Raw genomic sequence first — 17,222 nt, 5'->3', positions numbered from 1 at the left:
ACACTGACCGAGCCCGTCGGCTGTCTGCTCGACAATCCTCCCGCGCGGCCGGGCGCCGGCGCGCCCGATCGTCAGGGAGACAGCAGGCCGTAGGAGAGCTGATCGGCGGCCCAGTCCTCCCACTGCGGCGTCGGCCAGCCGCATTCGCGCGTCATCACCAGGAACAGATCCGGCGACAAGATCCCCACGGTGATGTCGGTGGCCCGGCTCTCGGTCAAGCCGGGCCGCAGGGCCCCGAGGCCGGCCAGGATGGCGATGACCGTGCCGTGGGCGGTGTGCCGCTGCTCACTGTTGGCGGCCCATTGGGCGGCCATGCCGGGGTCGCCGCCCGCCGCGTCGCGGACCACCGCCAGCACGGGTGCGACCCGGTCGAGGATGACCCCGCTCTGATGGACCCATCCTCGTACGACCTCCGCAGGGTCCTTCGCCGCTCGCAAGGCCGCGAACCAGGGCCGTTGCAGGAGCGGCACGGGCTCGTCGTCCCCGGCGGAGGCGACGTCGACCACGTGCTTGAGCAACTCGCTCTTGGTCCCGTAATGGAAGTAGACCGTCTGCACCGACACCTCGGCCGTGTCGGCGACCAGCTGGAACGTCGTCCCGGCGTAGCCCCGCATGACGAACAGCTCTTGAGCGGCTTTCACGATGCGGCTTCTGGTCTGGGCCGAGCGACGCATCGGGCTCTTGACGTCTTCCACGACTTTAGAGTATCACTTTAAAGTATAGCTTTAAAGTACGGCTACAAGGGGTGAGGCACGATGCTCTTAGGTGGGTTCCACCACGTCAAGCTGCCGATCTCCAACGTCCACAAGAGCCTGGAGTGGTACCGCCGCGTGCTCGGCCTTGAGGTGGCGATCGAGTTCGTCGAGGACGGCGTGCTGCGCGGCGTGGCGTTGACCGACGCGGGGCAGACGCTCATGATCGCGCTGCGCGAGGAGCCCCGGCGAGCCGCGGGGTGGAGCGGGTTCGATCCCCTCGCGCTGGCCGTGCCGACCCTGCAGGAGCTCCACGCCTGGTCCGACCACCTGAACGCCATCGAGGTGAGTCATTCCGGCATCACCGAAGGCAGCGCGGGATGGCTGATCGGTGGCATCACCGACCCCGACGGCATCGAGATCCGGCTCTACACCCAGCAGAGGCGGCCATGAGCCCGCTCCGCCTGCCCGTGCTCGCCCTGCTCGCCGACTGAGGACCGCCGCCTGACAAAACGGCGGACGCGGCGGCCGACGCCCTCCAAGCGGGCTCCGATCCGGCGGCATCGCGTCCGGCCGCTGGTCCGCCAAGGTCCCGGTCCGCGTCGGCTGCTCCGTCTACTGAGCCGCCCAGCCGGAGAGCAGCCGCCCCACAACCAAGAAACCCCAGTTCAGCACAGTGAACTGGGGTTTCTCGCGGTGGTACGCCGCCAGGGACTCGAACCCCGGACCCGCTGATTAAGAGTCAGCTGCTCTGACCAACTGAGCTAGCGGCGCTTGCGGGGATGAATATACCGGCGATTCGCATGCTGGTCGAATCGGTTGGACGCGGACATCTCCGGCTAGAATAAAGTTCGGCCACCAGACAGGAGCATCGATGTTCGCATCCCCCGCCGACGTGACCGAGCGGCTCACCGCCGTCGACTATCTCTCCGACGACGCCATCTCCACCTCGGTGTTCCTGGCCGCCGCACTCGGCAAGCCGCTGCTCGTGGAGGGCCCCGCGGGCGTCGGCAAGACCCAGCTCGCCAAGGCCGTCGCCCAGGCCACCGGGTCCGCCCTGGTCAGGCTGCAGTGCTACGAGGGCCTGGACGAGGCGCGGGCGCTGTACGAGTGGAACTACAAGAAGCAGCTGCTGCGCATCCAGGCCACCAGCGCCGACGACGACATCTTCACCGAGGAGTTCCTGCTGGAGCGGCCGCTGCTCAAGGCCATCAGGGCCGAGGAGCCGACCGTGCTGCTCATCGACGAGATGGACAAGGCCGACGTCGAGGTCGAGGGCCTGCTGCTGGAGCTGCTGTCCGACTTCCAGGTGACGATCCCCGAGCTGGGCACGATCGTCGCCAGGCGCAGGCCGTACGTGGTGCTGACCTCGAACGCCACCCGCGAGCTGTCGGAGGCGCTCAAGCGGCGCTGCCTCTACCTGCACATCGAGTACCCGACACCCGAACGCGAGCGCGACATCGTGCTCGCGCAGGTGCCGTCGCTGCCCGCCGGCGTGGCCGAGCAGCTCGCCCGCACGGTGGCGACGCTGCGCGCGCTGGAGCTGAAGAAGGCGCCGTCGGTGGCCGAGACCGTTGACTGGGCCCACACGCTGCTGGCGCTCGGGCGGGGCGACCTGGACGAGGAGACGGTGGCGGAGACCTTGGGCGTGGTGCTCAAGCACAACTCCGACCACGAGCGTGCCGTCAAGGAACTCGGGCTGGCCTGATGTCGCTCGTCGACAGGCACATCGGATTCGTGCACGCGCTGCGGGACGCCGGGCTGCCCGTGTCGCTGGCCGAAGGGCTGGACGCGGCGCGGGCGCTGCAGGTGATCGACCTGGTCGAGAGGGAGTCGCTGCGCGAGGCGTACGCGGCCACGCTGGTGAAGAAGCCGGCCAACCGGCCCGGCTTCGACGTGCTGTTCGACCTGTGGTTCCCGCCGACGACGAGCGGCCTGCGGCAGCGTGAGGACGTCGACCTGGACCAGGCCCCGGTCCCCGAGCTGCGCGAGCACCTGGCCGGGCTGCTGATGGACGGCACGGAGAGCGAGCTGCGCGCGTTCGCGCGGGCCATGGTGGGCCGTTTCGGCAGGCAGGAGGCGCGGCCGGGGCGGCAGAACTGGTTCTCCTACAGCGTGCTGCGCGCCCTGTCGCCCGAGACGCTCATGGCCGGCATCCTGCGCGAGGTGCTGGCCGGGCAGGAGCGCGGCGGGCTGGCCGAGAAGACCGCCCGGCAGCGGGTGAACTCGGGCATCAGGCGGTTCGAGGAGGCGGTCTCCGCCGACGTGCGCCGCCGCATCGCCGAGGACTCCGGGATCGAGAAGATCGCCCGCTCGGCCGTGCGGCCGCCGCTCGACCAGCTCGACTTTCTCCGCGTCACCAAGGCCGACCTGGCCCGGCTGCGCCGCGAGGTCCATCCGCTGGCCCGCAGGCTGGCCGCGCGGCTGACGATCAAGCACAGGAAGGGCAGGCGCGGGCGGCTGGACTTCCGCCGCACCGTGCGGGCCTCGCTGCAGAGCGGCGGCGTGCCGATGGACACCCACTTCAAGCCGCCCCGGCCGCACAAGCCCGAGCTGGTCATCCTCTGCGACACCAGCGACTCGGTGTCGTCGTTCGCGCACTTCACGCTGCTGCTCACGTACGCGCTGCGGGAGCAGTTCACGAAGGTGCGGGCGTTCGGGTTCGTGGACACCGTGGACGAGATCACCCGGTTCTTCCAGCCCGGCGCCGACGTGCTGGACGCGATGAGCCGGCTGGCGACCGAGGCCGACATGGTGCGCTTCGGCCGCACCAACTACGGTCACGCGCTGGAGACGTTCGCCGAGCGCTACGGCGACGCGATCGGCCCGAAGAGCTCCCTGCTCATCCTGGGCGACGCCCGCTCCAACTACCAGCCGCCCGCCCTGGAGGTGCTGAAGTCGCTGGCCGGCAAGGCCCGCCACGCGTACTGGCTGAACCCGGAGCCGCGCCGCCAGTGGGACACCGGCGACTCGATCGCCACCGACTACGGCACGGTGGTGCCGATGCACGAGTGCAGGAACGTGGCCCAGCTGACCGCGTTCATCGAGGACATCGCCTGACCCGTCGCCGGGCGGCGGGTCAGACGCGCTGCAGCTCGCGGGCGGCGGTGCGGGCCAGCAGCTCGATCTGCGCGGCGTCCAGCAGGGCCTTCTGGTTGGCCCTGATGTGCCTGGCCACCAGGCGCGGCTTGAGGAAGGTGACGCCCTCGGCCGTGAGCGAGCCGCCGCGCGGCAGCATGCCGCAGTGGACGGCCATCAGCGGGCTGATGGAGATCTGGATGCCGGTCTCGCGGCCGAGCAGCTCGGCGAACGCCTGCGCGGCGTCGCACAGCGGCTTGGCCGTCTTCGTGCCGTACTTCTCGCCGAAGAACAGCCGCCCGTTGTAGGAGGCGATCTCGGTGTCGGGGCTCCACGACTCGTTGTCGACGATCCACACCCCGCCCGGCCCGATCACCAGGTGGTCGATGGACGCCTGGTCCCTGATGGCGCGGCCGTCGAGCACGCGATAGCCCTGCCTGCCGAGGGAGCGCCGCAGCAGCCGGCCCGTGATGACCTCGCCGCGCCGCCTGCCCCGCCAGACCGCGGTGGCCCGGAACGCGCGCCAGTCGAGCCACCAGTCGATGCCCGCGACGACGCCGCCGAGCGCGACGGCGTAGAGGACGGGCGCCGGAAGGGTGAACCGGAGCGCGAGCGCGAACCCGGCGACGGCTCCCACCGCCGCCTTGACCATGCGGGAGCGGCGCCTGCTCTGGGCTCCCTCCCGCCAGAACTTCTCGTACCACCACTGCGGAGACGATCCTGTGAATTTCTCGTCCTGCTGCACGTAGATAGAGCCACCGGGCACGGCAAACTCCCCGAATGAAGATGTCGTGAAACCACAGGATCTGCTACGCCGAAGATCCCTCGCCGAACTAAGAGATACCCCATGCCGAAGCAAGGCGAGCCTAAGGTGACGTAATTGGTACCTCCAGGGCCACAATCAAGACGCTCAACCGACCAGTCGGTATGCTTGCCCCGTGAAAGATGAACCGGTACGCCAGCGGCTCCTCGGCGAGGCCACCAGGCTCTTCGCCGAGCAGGGCTTCGAGAGCACCTCGGTGCAGGAGATCGTCGTCGCGGCGGGCGTCACCAAGGGCGCCATGTACCACTACTTCGACTCCAAGGACGACCTGCTGCACGAGATCTACGCCAGGGTCCTGCGCATGCAGATGCAGCGCCTGACGCAGATCGCCGACAGCGGCGGCACGGTCGTGGAGCGGCTGCACCGGGCGGCGGCCGACGTGGTGGAGACCACGACGGACAACCTCGACGACTCCAAGATCTTCTTCCGCTCGATGCACCTGCTCGCCCCCGAGACCCGCAAGACCGTGCGGGCCGAGCGCCGCCGCTACCACGAGCGCTTCCGCGACCTGGTGCTGGAGGGCCAGCGCGAGGGCGTGTTCAGCGACCGGGTGCCGGCCGAGCTGGTCGTCGACTACTTCTTCGGCTCGGTGCACCACCTGGGCACCTGGTTCCACGCGGACGGGCCGCTGACCGGTGCCCAGGTGGGCGAGCACTTCGCCGACCTGCTGCTCACCTCACTCGGGGCCGGGCACCCCGGCGAGTGAGGCCAGCGCCTCCCGGTGGTCGCCCGGCGTGCCGAGCGCGACCTCCGCGGACTTGGCGCGCTTGAGATACAGATGCAGCGGGTGCTCCCAGGTCATGCCGATCCCGCCGTGCAACTGCAGCGCCTCCTCCGCGGCGCGTACGGCCACGCCCGCGTTCCACGCCTGGGCCACGGCGGCCGCGACCGGCGTGTCCTCGGTGACGGCGTTGCGGGCGGCGGCGCGGGCGCGCACCACGTCCAGCCACAGGTCGGCCAGCCGGTGCTTGATCGACTGGAAGGAGCCGACCGGCCGGGCGAACTGGTGACGCTCCTTGACGTAGGCCAGCGTGGTGTCCAGGCACCACTGCGCGACCCCGTACTGCTCGGAGGCCAGCAGCCCGGCGCCGAACCGCAGGACGGCCACCAGGTCCACGTCGCCCACGCGGGTGGCGCCCGCGCCGTCGAACGTGACGGTGGAGACCGGCCGGGTGAGGTCGAACGACGTCTCCGCCCGCACCTCGGCGCCCTCCACGTGATACAGATCGCCCTCGACCGGGACGAGCAGCACGTCGGCCACGTCGGCCCCGGCGACGCCGGTGACCGTGCCGGACAGCGTCCCGCCCGAGTGCCGCACCGACGCGCCGCGGTCGGGCCGGTACGGGGATGCGGCGAACGACACCGCCAGCGCGGCCGTCGAGCGCCCGTCGGCCAGCCGTTCGAGCAGCTCGCCCGCCCCCGCCTGGACGAGCGCGCGGGTGGCCAGCACCGAGCTGGTGAAGAACGGCACCGGCGCGATGCCGCGGCCCAGCTCCTCCAGCACGACGGCGGCCTCGCTGGCGGACGCGCCCGCGCCGCCGTACTCCTCGGGGACGATCAGCCCGGCCACGCCGATCTCCCCGGCCAGCGTCTTCCACAGGTCCGGGTCGTACGGCCGCGACTCGGCGCGCTTGAGCACCGCCGACGGCGGGCAGCGGTCGGCGAGCAGGTCGCGCACGGCGGCGCGGAGCTCCTCCTCGACCTCGGAATACAGCAGGCTCATCGCGGCAGGTCCTTCCAGGGCACGTCCTTGTCGATGCGGGGTTCCGAGGGCAGGCCGAGCACCCGTTCGGAGATGATGTTGCGCAGGATCTCCGAGGTGCCGCCCTCGATCGAGTTGCCCTTGGCGCGCAGGTAGCGGTAGCCGGGGCCGCGGCCGTAGAAGTCGACGGTCTCGGAGCGGCGGAAGGCGTAGTCGTCGTAGCCGAGGTCGCGCAGGAACTCCATCTCCAGGCCGGTCAGCGCCTGGTTGAGCTTGGCGAACGACAGCTTCATGCCGGACCCCTCGGGCCCCGGCTGGCCGGCGGCGAGCTGCTCGCGCAGCCGCGCGCCCGACAGGCGGGTCACCTCGGCCTCCACCCAGAGCGACAGCAGCCGCTGGTGCAGGTCGTGGGTGCGCAGCTCGGGGTGCTCCCGCCAGGAGCGCAGCACGCCGCCCACCATGCCGCCGCCGCGGGCGCCACCGCCGCCGCCGATGGCCACCCGCTCGTTCATCAGCGTCGTCTGCGCGACCCGCCAGCCGTCGCCGACCGCGCCCAGCCGCAGGTCGTCGGCGAGCCGGACGCCGGTCAGGAAGACCTCGTTGAACTCGGCCTCGCCGGTGATCTGCCGCAGCGGCCGGACGTCGACGCCGGGCGCCTGCATGTCGCAGACGAAGTACGTCAGGCCGCGGTGCTTGGGCACGCCGGGGTCGGTGCGGGTGACCAGGATGGCCCAGCGGGCGTGGTGGGCGCCCGACGTCCACACCTTCTGCCCGTCGACCACCCACTCGTCGCCGTCCCGGACCGCCCGGGTGGCGAGCGTGGCCAGGTCGGAGCCGGCGCCGGGCTCGCTGAAGAGCTGGCACCAGATCTCCTCGCCGGTCCACAGCGGCCGCAGGAAGCGCCGCTGCTGCTCCTCGGTGCCGAAGGCGAGGATGGTGGGCGCGGCCATGCCCAGGCCGATGCCCTGCACGCCGCCGTCGATCTGCGGGGTGCCGGCCAGCTCTCGCTCCACGACCGCCTGCATGTCACGGGAGAGCCCGAGACCGCCGAGCCCTTCGGGGAACCAGACCCAGGCCAGGCCGGCGTCGAACCTGGCGCGCAGGAACTCCAGCCGGTCGCCTGCCGGGTCGTTCTCACTCAGGAACGCGGCGACGCGTTCCTTGAGCCGTGCTTCGTCCACTCCAGCTCCTGTCGTCGGGGGATCACATGTGCTTCTTGAGCTCGCGGTAGGCCAGCGACCGCTTGTGCACCTCGTCCGGCCCGTCGGCCAGGCGCAGCGAGCGGGCCCCGGCCCAGAGCCCGGCCAGCGGGAAGTCCTGGGAGACGCCGCCCGCGCCGTGCACCTGGATGGCCTTGTCGAGGATCCACTCCACGGTGATCGGGGTGGAGATCTTGATCGCCTGGATCTCGGTGTGGGCGCCCTGGTTGCCGACGGTGTCCATGAGCCAGGCGGTCTTCAGCACGAGCAGGCGCAGTTGCTCGATCTTGATGCGGGACTCGGCGATCCAGTCCTGCACCACGCCCTGACGGGCGATCGGCTTGCCGAACGCGGTCCTGGCCAGCGCCCTGCCGCACATCAGCTCGACGGCCCGCTCGGCCATGCCGATCAGGCGCATGCAGTGGTGGATCCGGCCGGGACCGAGCCTGGCCTGGGCGATGGCGAAGCCGCCGCCCTCCTCCCCGACGAGGTTCTCCGCCGGGACGCGGACGTCCTCGAAGACGATCTCGGCGTGCCCGCCGTGGTCGGCGTCGTCGTAGCCGAAGACGCTCATGCCGCGCCGGATGTCCATGCCGGGGGTGTCGCGGGGCACCAGGATCATGCTCTGCTGGCGGTGCTTGGGCGCCTCGGGGTCGGTCTTGCCCATCACGATGAAGATCTTGCAGTTGGGGTTCATCGCGCCGGAGGTGAACCACTTGCGGCCGTTGATGACGTACTCGCCGCCGTCACGGACGATCGAGGTGGCGATGTTGGTGGCGTCGGAGGAGGCCACGTCGGGCTCGGTCATCGCGAACGCCGAGCGGATCTCGCCGTCGAGCAGCGGGCGCAGCCACTCCTTGCGCTGCCACTCGCTGCCGAACATGGAGAGCACCTCCATGTTGCCGGTGTCGGGTGCGGCGCAGTTGGTCGCCACGGGCGCCAGCCGCGGGCTGCGGCCCATGATCTCCGCGAGCGGCGCGTACTGGAGGTTGGTCAGCCCGGCGCCGTGGTCACCGGGCAGGAACAGGTTCCACAGGCCACGCTTCCTCGCCTCGTCCTTCAGGTCCTCGACGAGCGGCGGGACGCCCCAGCCGCTGGCCTTGGCCTGCTCCTCGAAGGCGGGCTCGGCCGGGTAGACGCACTCGTCCATGAACTGCAGCAGGCGCCGGCGAAGGTCTTCGGTGACGCTGTCGAAAGCGAAGTCCATGCCGGGAGCCTACCGACCGGCCGGTATGGCTGTCGACAGTGGTCTCCGCCAAAACCCGCCAGGTGGCTCTCTCCCGTACGGACCGGTCCCCCGTAAGGTCACCGCCATGACCGCACACCTTCCCGCACCCGTGACGCTGGAGAACGACGTCGTCCGGCTGGAACCCCTCTCCCCCGGCCACGTGCCGGACCTGTTCGCCGCGGGCGGCGGTGACGACGAGGTGTGGCGGTGGATGCCGATCGCCACCCCGCGCGCCGAGGAGGAACTGGCGGCGGCCGCCCGGGCGCTGATCGAGGACGACAGGCATGTGCCGCTGGCCGTGCTGCTCAAGGAGACCGGGCGGGCGGTCGGCTGGACCGCCTACTGCGACGTGCCGGGGTTCGACGAGAGCGTCGAGATCGGCTGGACCTGGTACGGCCGCGCCCACTGGCGCTCGGCCGTGAACACCTCCTGCAAGCTCCTGCTCCTCGACCACGCCTTCGACAAGCTCGGCCACAACCGGGTGCTGCTCAAGACCGACGCGCTCAACCTGCGCTCCCAGGCCGCCATCAAGCGGATCGGCGGGCTGCACGAGGGCACGCTCCGCCGCCACCGCCGCAGGCCGGACGGCACCTGGCGCGACACGGCCTGCTTCGGCATCCTCGACGACGAATGGCCGTCCCACCGCGCCCGCCTCACCGGCTGACACCCGGCCCGCCGCCGTCCCGGTGTCAGCCCCGCCGCCGGCTCCGGCCGGCGTCGCTCCGGCCGTCGCCCTGGTCGGCGAGCATGCCTCTCAGCAGATCCCGCACACCGGCCCGCAGGTCGTCCGGCGACGGCTCGGCGCCCGCGCCGGCGATGACGTCGAACATGACGCCCTCGGCGAACGCCACGAGCTGGCGGCCGTGCCGTACCGGATCGCGCGAGCCCGCGGCGGCGAGCAGGGCGACGGCGGGATCGCGGAACCGGCGGCCCGCCCGGTCGTAGATCTCCCGCAGCTCCGGCCGCCTGGTCGCCTCCAGCGCCAGCTCGTAGCGGGCCAGCGTGCGCCGCCGGTCGCTCAGCTGCGCCGTGAGCACTCCGGCGAGCAGCTCGGTCAGGTCGGCGCCCGGCGGCGGCCCGTCGCCCATCGCCCCCGAGAACAGCCGCTCCTCCAGGTCGGTGAGCCGCGACAGGGTGAGCTCCAGGAGCGCGGCGCGGGTGCGGGCCACGTTGGACGTGGACCCGGGCGGCAGCCCGGCGGCCTCGTCGACCGCCCGATGGGTCAGCCCGCGCATGCCCCGCTCGGCCAGCAGGGTGATCGCCGCCTCCGCCACGGCCTCGGATCGCTTCACGGACCCCGATACTACGCTTGTAGTCCAAACTACGGGCGTAGTATGTTGCCACTACAGAAGTAGTGAGGGGGATGGACATGAAAGCGATCGTCATCGGTGGCGGCATCGGAGGGCTGACCGCGGGTGTCGCCCTGGACCGCAAGGGATGGGACGTCACCGTCCTGGAGCGGACGCCGAAGCTCGAACCGGTCGGCTCCGGGCTGGCCATAGCGGTCAACGCGCTGCGCGCCCTCGACACCGTAGGACTCGGCGACCCGGTGCGGGCGCGCGCCAGGATGCAGGGGCAGATCGGGATCCGCAGGCCCGACGGCCGCTGGCTCACCCACACCAGCGGCAGCGCGGCCGAGGAGCGCTACGGCGACCGGACGGCCGTGGTGCTGCTCCGCGCCCAGCTGGTGGACCTGCTGGCCGAGGCCCTCGGGCCCGACCGGCTACGCCTCGGCACCACGGTCACCGGCGTGGACGCCGCCACGGGCACCGTGCGGACGAACGCCCGCGAGTTCACCGGCGACCTGGTCGTGGCGGCCGACGGCATCCACTCCCCGACCCGCCGGGCGCTCTTCCCCGGCCATCCCGGGCCGGTCTACTCGGGGGTGACGGCCTGGCGCGGCCTGGCGCCCATGCCGGCCGCGACGCCGCGCAACAGCGAGACCTGGGGCCGGGGGCTGGTGTTCGGCGCGCACCCGCTGGACGAGAAGACGGTGTACTTCTACGCCACCGACGTCGCGCCCGCAGGCGGCGCCGCCGGTGACGAGAGGGCGGAGCTGGTGCGCAGGTTCGGCGGCTGGCACGAGCCGATCCCCGAGCTGCTGCGCACCGCCGACCCGGCCCACGTCCTGCGCAACGACCTCTACTACCTGCGCGAGCCGCTGCCCGCGATGCACGCGGGGCGGGTGGCGCTGCTGGGCGACGCGGCCCACGCGATGACGCCCCACCTGGGCCAGGGCGCCTGCCAGTCGATCGAGGACGCGGTCGTGCTCGCCCACCTCGCCGGGGGCGACCTGGCCGCCTACACCGAGGCCAGGCTGAGCCGCACCGCCGGGATCGTGCGCAAGGCCATGAGCATCTGCCGGACGACCAAGCTGCGCAACCCGCTCGCCGTGGCCCTGCGCGACCTGGGCATGTCGCTGGCCACGCGGGTCACGCCAGATCTGATGCTGCGGCAAATGGACGGGGTTCTGCGGTGGCGGCCACCGGCGCCGGCCGGGAGTGATCGGGTGCGAGACGGCCGAGCGTGATCGTGCCGGCGATGGTCAGCGCCGCCGCGCACACGGCGGGGATCGCGGTGGACGGGCTGGTCGGCAACGACTCGCCGAGCAGCAGCGCGCCGGCCATCACCGACGTGATCGGGTCGACCACCTGCACGCCCGCGTAGGCGATGCCGAAGTAGCCGACCGCGTAGGAGCGCTGCAGCAGCACCACCGCGAAGATCAGCAGCACCGGGATGGCCAGCGTGAACCAGTGGACCAGCCGCCCGAGGTCGCCCTCCAGGCCGCCCCCCACCACCCGGACGAACGTCGAGACGCTGGCCGTGACCGCGCCCGCGCCGATCGCCAGCAGCATCGCCCTGACCGGCCCGCGTACCCGGGCGGCGGCGACCTGCGTGGCCAGCGCGATCAGCGTGATCACGCCGATGAACCCGAGCGCGGCCCCGTCGCTCAGCCGGGGCGTGACGTCCTGGTGGGGCACCAGCATCATCAGCCAGAGCAGGCCCACCGCCACCGCGATCGAGCCGAAGATCTCCGCCTTGTACGGTTTGCGACCGTACATGAAGGCGGCCAGCGGCACCGCGAACACCAGCGTCGCCACGCTGATCGGCTGGACCGCCACCAGCGGCGCGAAGCTCAGCGCGACCGCGTGGAGGCACGCGCCGGTGAACCCGATGACGCCGCCGATCCACCATCGGGGGCGCCGCATCAGCCTGAGCGACGCGCCCTCGGCCACGGCTTCGTACTGCTGCAGCGCCGCCCCCAGCGCGTATCCGAGAGCGCCCGCCAGCGCGATGAGCACGCCGATCCAGGTCATGGGCGTGCTCGGTGGGGAGGAGATCCTTGGAGCATTGCCCCAGCTTAGAGGGTACGCGCCAGCCCCGAATCATCCTTTAGGCCATTCTTCCCCTTAAGGGGGCCGTGATCTGGCCCTCCGGGTTCAGGACTTCTCTGGGCAGACGCAGAACGCGTGGCCCTCCGGGTCCTGCATCACGATCCAGCCCACGCCCTCGTCGGTGACGCCCGGCTGGAACTCCGGCCTGGTGGCGCCCAGCGCGACGTACTCCTCGACGGCCTTCTCCACGTCGGGCACCCGGAAGTCGAAGTGGAACTGCTTGGCGGGGCTGGGCCACGGGACGGGCTCGCGGTCGGGCACCCTGCCGAAGTAGATGTTGGTCGTGCCGTCGCCCACGGCGGCGTACTCGTCCTCCGAGTACTGGATGGGCAGGCCGGTCAGCTGGTGGTAGAACTCCGCCAGCTTCTTCGGCTCCGCGCAGTCGATGGTCGTGGCGAGCAGCTTTGCTTTCGTCGTCATGCTCCGCAGCCTGCCAGGCATACCTGCCAACTACTGTCAGGTACGGGCGGGGCCGCCCTTGATCCGCTTGAGGATGCGGTCCCACTCGGTGCCGAACGGGTTGTCCTGCACCAGGTAGGTCCAGGTGGCCTCGGGGCGCTTCAGGTCGGGCTCGGGGGCCTGGAACGCCTCCAGCGAGCGTCGCTCGATCTCCGCCTGGAGCGTCTTGTATTCGGCCACCGCCTCCCGCTGGAACTCGTCGATCGGGCTCATCCGGCCCAGCGCCCGCAGGTGGATGCCCTCGCGCAGGTCGTGCAGGAACGCGAGGTGCTCGGTCCAGCAGGTGTCGATGGCGTGCAGCACGATCTGACGGGCCGTCTCCTCGCGGGTGTCCTCCGGCGCCGCCGCCCACTCCTCGGGGTGGGCCGCGGCCAGCGCGCGGGCCGCCGAGTCGGTGTGGAGCACCTTGTCGCGCCACTCCAGGATGAGCTCGCGCTGCTGTTCGAGCAGCCGGGTGTAACGCCAGGTGTTGCGGTGGATCTGCAGGTTGACGCCCTCGGCGATGCGCTGGGCGTGACCGACGATGTAGGCGGCGCGGCGGTGGCGCACCAGGCCGTCGGGGTCGGCGGCGGGCGGCCGCTCGTCGGGCGCGAACTGGGTGACCAGCTCGTCCTCCAGGCCGACGAAGAACACCGAGCCGCCCGGGTCGCCCTGCCGGCCCGCCCGGCCGCGGAGCTGGTCGTCCAGGCGGCTGCTGGCGTGGCGGCCGGAGCCGATCACGTACAGGCCGCCCAGCTCCGCGACGCCCTCTCCGAGACGGATGTCGGTGCCGCGGCCGGCCATCTGGGTGGACACGGTGATCGCGTCGCGCTCGCCCGCCCTGGCGATGATGGCGGCCTCTTCCGCGTCGTTCTTGGCGTTGAGCACCACCGGTTCGAGGCCGCGGCGGCGCAGCAGGTCGGCGAGGTTCTCCGACTCGGCCACGTCGAGCGTGCCGATGAGGATGGGCCTGCCGGTTTCGTGCACCCGCTGGATCTCCTCGACCAGCGCCGACTCCTTCTCCGGCACCGTCGGGTAGATCCGGTCGGGCTCGTCCTCCCTGACGCACGGCCGGTTCGGCGGGATCACCGCGACCTTCAGCCCGTAGAACTCGCCGAGCTGCTCGTGCACCGCGACGGCGGTGCCGGTCATGCCGCACACCCGCGGGTAGCGCCTGATCAGGCCCTGGATGGTGATCGAGTCGAGGATCTCACCCTTGTCGCTGGCGGGCAGCGCCTCCTTGGCCTCGACGGCCGCCTGGAGGCCGTTCGGCCAGCGCTGCAGCACCGCCACCCGGCCGCGCGACGGGTTGATGAGCTGCACCTTGCCGTCGCGCACGATGTAGTCGACGTCGCGGGTGAGCAGGGCGTGGGCGTGCAGGGCGAGGTTGAGCTCGATCAGCGTGCCGGGCTCGTCCTGGTCGTAGAGCTCGACGTCCAGCCGCTTCTCGACCGTCTCGGCGCCTTTGGGCGTCAGGTAGACGTTGCGGGCCTGCTCGTCGATCTCGTAGTGGTAGCCGCGGACGAGCGTGCGGACCAGCACCGCCATCTCGGGCACGGTGTTGCCGGCGTCGGACGAGCCGGCCATCACCAGCGGCACCCTGGCCTCGTCGACCAGGACCGAGTCGGCCTCGTCGACCAGCGCCACCTCCGGCTCCGGGACGATCAGCTCGCTCGCGTCGGTGCGCAGCCGGTCGCGCAGCACGTCGAAGCCGATCTCGCTGACCGGCCCGTAGGTGATGTCCTTCGCGTACGCCTCGCGCCGCTCGGCGGGCGTGGAGTTCTGGTCGAGCCAGCCGACGGTGACCCCCATGGCCTCGTAGAAGGGGGCCATCCACTCGGCGTCGCGCCTGGCAAGGTAGTCGTTGACGGACATGACGTGCACCCGCCTGCCCTTCAGGGCGTAGCCCGCGGCCGCCATGGCGCCGGAGAGCGTCTTGCCCTCGCCGGTGGCCATCTCCGCGACCTTGCCGTCGAGCAGCGCGAGCGTGCCGAGCAACTGCACGTCGTACGGACGGAGCCCGAGGGTGCGGTCGGCCGCCTCCCTGGCGACGGCGCAGAACGCGGCCAGGTCGCTCATGTCGGGCCGGGGCAGCTCGTCGAGCGTCTTGAGGCGGTCGGCGTGCCCGGCGGCGGCCTTGACGACCTTCCGGTAGGGGCTCAGGTTCGCCCCTCCGGGGCGGTCCAGAAGGTTCCTGACGATTCCTGTTATCGAGGCCACAGTTCCTCCAACGCGCGCTTCGCCGGCGCCGTTCCCTCGCGCCGGGGCGCAGCGGTCCGCCGTACGGACCTTAACCCATACGACGGACCGCACTCGCCCGTCCGCTAGCCCCGTGCCCGCCGGGCCGGGAACACCCCGGCCAGCAGCAGCAACGCGCATCCGGCCCAGCCCGCGGGGCCGGGCCGTTCACCGAGCAGCGCCACCCCGATCAGGGCCGCGAAGGCGGCCTCGCCCAGGGAGACGATGGCGACGGTGGTGGCGCTCAGCGCGGTGAGCGCGCGGAAGAACAGCCCGTAGGCCAGCGCGGTGGGCACCGCGCCGAGGAACGCGAGCAGCGCCGCGCTCTCCCAGCTCACCCGGGGCAGCACCCCGCCGGCCAGCGCGAACGGCAGCACGCACGCGGCCCCCACGAGGAACCCGGCCGCGGCGGTGGCCAGCGGGTCCCCCGGCTCCTCCGCCGTGCCGAGCCGCCGTGACAACAACGTCACCCCGGCGTAACCGAACGCCGACAGCAGCGCGAACCCGGCCCCGCCGAGCGCGCCCCCCGCCCCGGAGCCGCCCGGCGCCTCCGGGGAGCCCGCCATCAGGAGGGCGAGTCCCGTCAGTGCGGCCAGGAGTGCGGCGAGGCCGGACCGGCCGAGCCGCTCGCCGAGGAGAAGACGCCCGCCGAGGGCGGTGAACACGGGCGTCGCGCCCATGGTGATCACGGTGGCCACCGCGACCCCCGAGCGCGCGATGGCCGCGAAGTAGGCCGCCTGGTAGACGGCCATGCCCGCGCCGACGACCAGCACGTGGCGGTCCAGCCGCCAGGACGCCCCACCGAGCAGGGGCAGGAGGAACGCGGCGCCGAGGAGGAAGCGCCAGAAGGTGACGTCGAGGGCGTCGAAGCCGCCCGCGGCGAACAGCAGGGATCCCGCCGCGCCGCCGGTGCCCCACGCAGCCGCGGCCGTGACGACGTACCCGGTGGCACGCCGGATGGACAGTTGGGTCATGACAGATCGCTCCGGATGGGAGTGGTGGAGAAGGGCCCGGATGCGGGCAGCAGCCACCCCCGGATCGGTCAGACCCGGAAAATCAGGAAATGCCGCCCGCTAGCGGGCGGGAGGAGGGGAGCAGATCAATCGCGGCACGGGCTCACCTTAGCCGGGACGGAAAGCAGCGTTCATCCCGAAATCGGCGAGCCCGCCCGGGGACATCGAAAAGGCCACGCCCGGCGACGCGGCCCACGGCGGTTCCCCCGTGGCTCACGGCCAGGAGGTGTCACCCGCGGGCTCGACCGGCTTCTCCAGCACGGCCAGCCGTTCGAGCAGGGTCAGGAACGTGGCCGCGTACGGGGAGGACCCGGTCACCGCCGCGACCCTGGACCAGTCCACCTGCTCCCGCAGCGCCCTGACCTGGGGCAGCAGCGCGCCGTAGTCGCAGGCGTGCTCCGACAGCGGCATCAGCCAGGAGATCACCAGGTCCGTGGCCTCCAGGACGGGCACGATCACCGCCGACGCCTTCATCGGCTCGGCCCGGTTCAGCAACTCGTCAGTGACCGGGCGGTCGGACACCTTGAAGATCAGATCCACCAGCTTGCCGTCGTCGTACGCCTTGACCAGCCAGTCCTCGGGCGGCTTGGCCGTCCGGAAACCGATGCCCCGCAGCGCTTCCAGAGCCGCGGGCACGTCGTGCTCGGTGACCACGAAGTCCACGTCGTGCAGGGACGGCGCCGCGCCGCGCGCGTACGCAGCGCACCCTCCCGCCAAGGCGAATTTCACGCCCGCGTCCTTCAAACCGGAGCTCGCCCGTTTGAGCGTGTCAAGGATGGCGTCAGTGACCTCATGACTATGACTGCTCATGAGAGCGGGCTACCCTCAGGCCCTTCGAATAGGCCTGTCCCGGCGCGTGAACCGACGGCCGAAGGGTAGCCGCGACCCCATGACGGAGTACCTGGAAAAGACCGGGCAGGAGTACGAGGGCGAGCATGATCGTCCCCTGGGCGCCTACGCCCGCATCATCGGCGTGTACGGGACGGTCGTGGCGGCGGCGGCCGTCGCGGCGAAGCTCACCGGCAGGCGGCCGCCGGAGCGGATCGGGCCGATGGACGTGGCCCTGATGGCGGCCTGCACGCACAAGCTCGCCCGCCTCCTGGCCAAAGATCCGGTCACCAGTCCGATCAGGGCGCCGTTCACCCGGTTCGAGGGTGTGAGCGGGCCGTCGGAGCTGAAGGAGGAGCCGCGCAACACGGTCGGCGAGCTGGTGAGCTGCCCGTTCTGCATCGCCCAGTGGGCGGCCACGGGTTACGCCATCGGCCTGGTGTTCGCGCCGCGCGCGACCAGGCTGGTGGGAGCGGCGATGACGGCGGTGGCCGCCTCCGACTGGCTGCAGTTCGCGTACGCCAAGCTCGCCAGGTCCGCCTCATGAAAGAGGAAAATATCGGCGGCACATCGAATGTTAAAGGTCCC

18 protein-coding genes and 1 tRNA gene are annotated in these 17,222 nt (G+C 71.5%); 7 read left to right on the top strand and 12 right to left on the bottom strand.

The genetic code is table 11. The features are described from left to right. Positions 1-71 precede the first annotated feature (71 nt). Positions 72-695: a TetR/AcrR family transcriptional regulator gene (locus KME79_RS07110; protein WP_308248822.1), complete on the bottom strand. Its 624-nt coding sequence runs from the start codon at positions 693-695 to the stop codon at positions 72-74. A gap of 60 nt (positions 696-755) precedes the next feature. Here KME79_RS07110 and KME79_RS07105 point away from each other — a divergent pair, with 60 nt between their 5' ends. Beyond that, positions 756-1,145, top strand: coding sequence for a VOC family protein (locus KME79_RS07105; protein WP_219543769.1), 390 nt, complete (start codon positions 756-758; stop codon positions 1,143-1,145). Positions 1,146-1,389: 244 nt separating this feature from the next. Here the strand turns inward: KME79_RS07105 and KME79_RS07100 are convergent. Further along, positions 1,390-1,466 (bottom strand) — tRNA-Lys (locus tag KME79_RS07100). Positions 1,467-1,566: 100 nt separating this feature from the next. On the opposite strand from KME79_RS07100, the gene KME79_RS07095 reads away from it, so the two are divergent. Next, positions 1,567-2,400: an AAA family ATPase gene (locus KME79_RS07095; RefSeq protein ID WP_148029597.1), complete on the top strand. Its 834-nt coding sequence runs from the start codon at positions 1,567-1,569 to the stop codon at positions 2,398-2,400. Beyond that, positions 2,400-3,752 carry a vWA domain-containing protein gene (locus KME79_RS07090; RefSeq protein ID WP_219543768.1) on the top strand — a complete coding sequence of 451 codons (1,353 nt, stop codon included), beginning with the start codon at positions 2,400-2,402 and terminating at the stop codon, positions 3,750-3,752. The genes KME79_RS07095 and KME79_RS07090 overlap by 1 nt, the downstream gene beginning before the upstream one ends. Before the next feature lie 19 nt (positions 3,753-3,771). Here the strand turns inward: KME79_RS07090 and KME79_RS07085 are convergent, their stop codons facing one another. Continuing rightward, on the bottom strand, positions 3,772-4,536 hold the full coding sequence (locus KME79_RS07085) for a nuclease-related domain-containing protein (RefSeq protein ID WP_219543767.1): 765 nt from the start codon (positions 4,534-4,536) through the stop codon (positions 3,772-3,774). Between the two features lie 172 nt (positions 4,537-4,708). On the opposite strand from KME79_RS07085, the gene KME79_RS07080 reads away from it, so the two are divergent. After that, positions 4,709-5,299, top strand: a complete 591-nt coding sequence (locus KME79_RS07080; protein ID WP_148029594.1) for a TetR/AcrR family transcriptional regulator — start codon at positions 4,709-4,711, stop codon at positions 5,297-5,299. Here KME79_RS07080 and KME79_RS07075 read toward each other — a convergent pair. The 3 genes from KME79_RS07075 to KME79_RS07065 are packed head-to-tail and all read right to left on the bottom strand — an operon-like array spanning position 5,270 to position 8,701. Beyond that, entirely contained in the window at positions 5,270-6,316 is a 1,047-nt protein-coding gene (locus tag KME79_RS07075) for an acyl-CoA dehydrogenase family protein (RefSeq protein WP_148029593.1), read from the bottom strand. The two genes, KME79_RS07080 and KME79_RS07075, sit on opposite strands and share 30 nt — an antisense overlap. Next, entirely contained in the window at positions 6,313-7,476 is a 1,164-nt protein-coding gene (locus tag KME79_RS07070; protein WP_219543766.1) for an acyl-CoA dehydrogenase family protein, read from the bottom strand. The genes KME79_RS07075 and KME79_RS07070 overlap by 4 nt, the downstream gene beginning before the upstream one ends. 22 nt (positions 7,477-7,498) lie before the next feature. Further along, positions 7,499-8,701 carry an acyl-CoA dehydrogenase family protein gene (locus tag KME79_RS07065; RefSeq protein ID WP_219543765.1) on the bottom strand — a complete coding sequence of 401 codons (1,203 nt, stop codon included), beginning with the start codon at positions 8,699-8,701 and terminating at the stop codon, positions 7,499-7,501. A gap of 106 nt (positions 8,702-8,807) precedes the next feature. On the opposite strand from KME79_RS07065, the gene KME79_RS07060 reads away from it, so the two are divergent. After that, the gene (locus KME79_RS07060; protein WP_219543764.1) at positions 8,808-9,386 is read left to right on the top strand and encodes a GNAT family N-acetyltransferase; all 579 of its coding nucleotides are present in this window, start codon (positions 8,808-8,810) and stop codon (positions 9,384-9,386) included. Between the two features lie 25 nt (positions 9,387-9,411). Here the strand turns inward: KME79_RS07060 and KME79_RS07055 are convergent, their stop codons facing one another. Further along, the gene (locus KME79_RS07055; RefSeq protein WP_308248821.1) at positions 9,412-10,014 is read right to left on the bottom strand and encodes a TetR/AcrR family transcriptional regulator; all 603 of its coding nucleotides are present in this window, start codon (positions 10,012-10,014) and stop codon (positions 9,412-9,414) included. 77 nt (positions 10,015-10,091) lie between these two features. On the opposite strand from KME79_RS07055, the gene KME79_RS07050 reads away from it, so the two are divergent. Then, positions 10,092-11,252 (top strand): FAD-dependent monooxygenase, encoded by a 1,161-nt coding sequence (locus KME79_RS07050; RefSeq protein ID WP_219543763.1) that lies wholly within the window; start codon positions 10,092-10,094, stop codon positions 11,250-11,252. On the opposite strand, the gene KME79_RS07045 is transcribed toward KME79_RS07050, so the two are convergent. The 5 genes from KME79_RS07045 to KME79_RS07025 form a co-directional block, all read right to left on the bottom strand. Further along, on the bottom strand, positions 11,155-12,039 hold the full coding sequence (locus KME79_RS07045; protein ID WP_148029588.1) for a DMT family transporter: 885 nt from the start codon (positions 12,037-12,039) through the stop codon (positions 11,155-11,157). The genes KME79_RS07050 and KME79_RS07045 overlap by 98 nt on opposite strands. 123 nt (positions 12,040-12,162) lie before the next feature. Continuing rightward, positions 12,163-12,537, bottom strand: a complete 375-nt coding sequence (locus KME79_RS07040) for a VOC family protein (RefSeq protein WP_148029587.1) — start codon at positions 12,535-12,537, stop codon at positions 12,163-12,165. A gap of 36 nt (positions 12,538-12,573) precedes the next feature. After that, complete coding sequence (gene secA2, locus KME79_RS07035) at positions 12,574-14,775, bottom strand: accessory Sec system translocase SecA2 (protein ID WP_372452407.1); 2,202 nt, start codon at positions 14,773-14,775, stop codon at positions 12,574-12,576. 104 nt (positions 14,776-14,879) lie between these two features. Next, entirely contained in the window at positions 14,880-15,767 is an 888-nt protein-coding gene (locus tag KME79_RS07030; protein ID WP_219543761.1) for a DMT family transporter, read from the bottom strand. A gap of 252 nt (positions 15,768-16,019) precedes the next feature. Next, positions 16,020-16,616, bottom strand: coding sequence for a nucleotidyltransferase (locus KME79_RS07025; RefSeq protein ID WP_148029585.1), 597 nt, complete (start codon positions 16,614-16,616; stop codon positions 16,020-16,022). Between the two features lie 79 nt (positions 16,617-16,695). Between KME79_RS07025 and KME79_RS07020 the strand changes: the two genes are divergently transcribed. Further along, positions 16,696-17,181, top strand: coding sequence for a DUF1360 domain-containing protein (locus KME79_RS07020; RefSeq protein ID WP_219543760.1), 486 nt, complete (start codon positions 16,696-16,698; stop codon positions 17,179-17,181). Positions 17,182-17,222 lie beyond the last annotated feature (41 nt).

It is taken from the genome of Nonomuraea harbinensis (assembly GCF_019396385.1).
GTDB lineage: Bacteria > Actinomycetota > Actinomycetes > Streptosporangiales > Streptosporangiaceae > Nonomuraea > Nonomuraea ferruginea.
The sequence above is the reverse complement of the archived record's forward strand: the minus strand, read 5'-3'. Positions and strand labels throughout refer to the sequence as shown.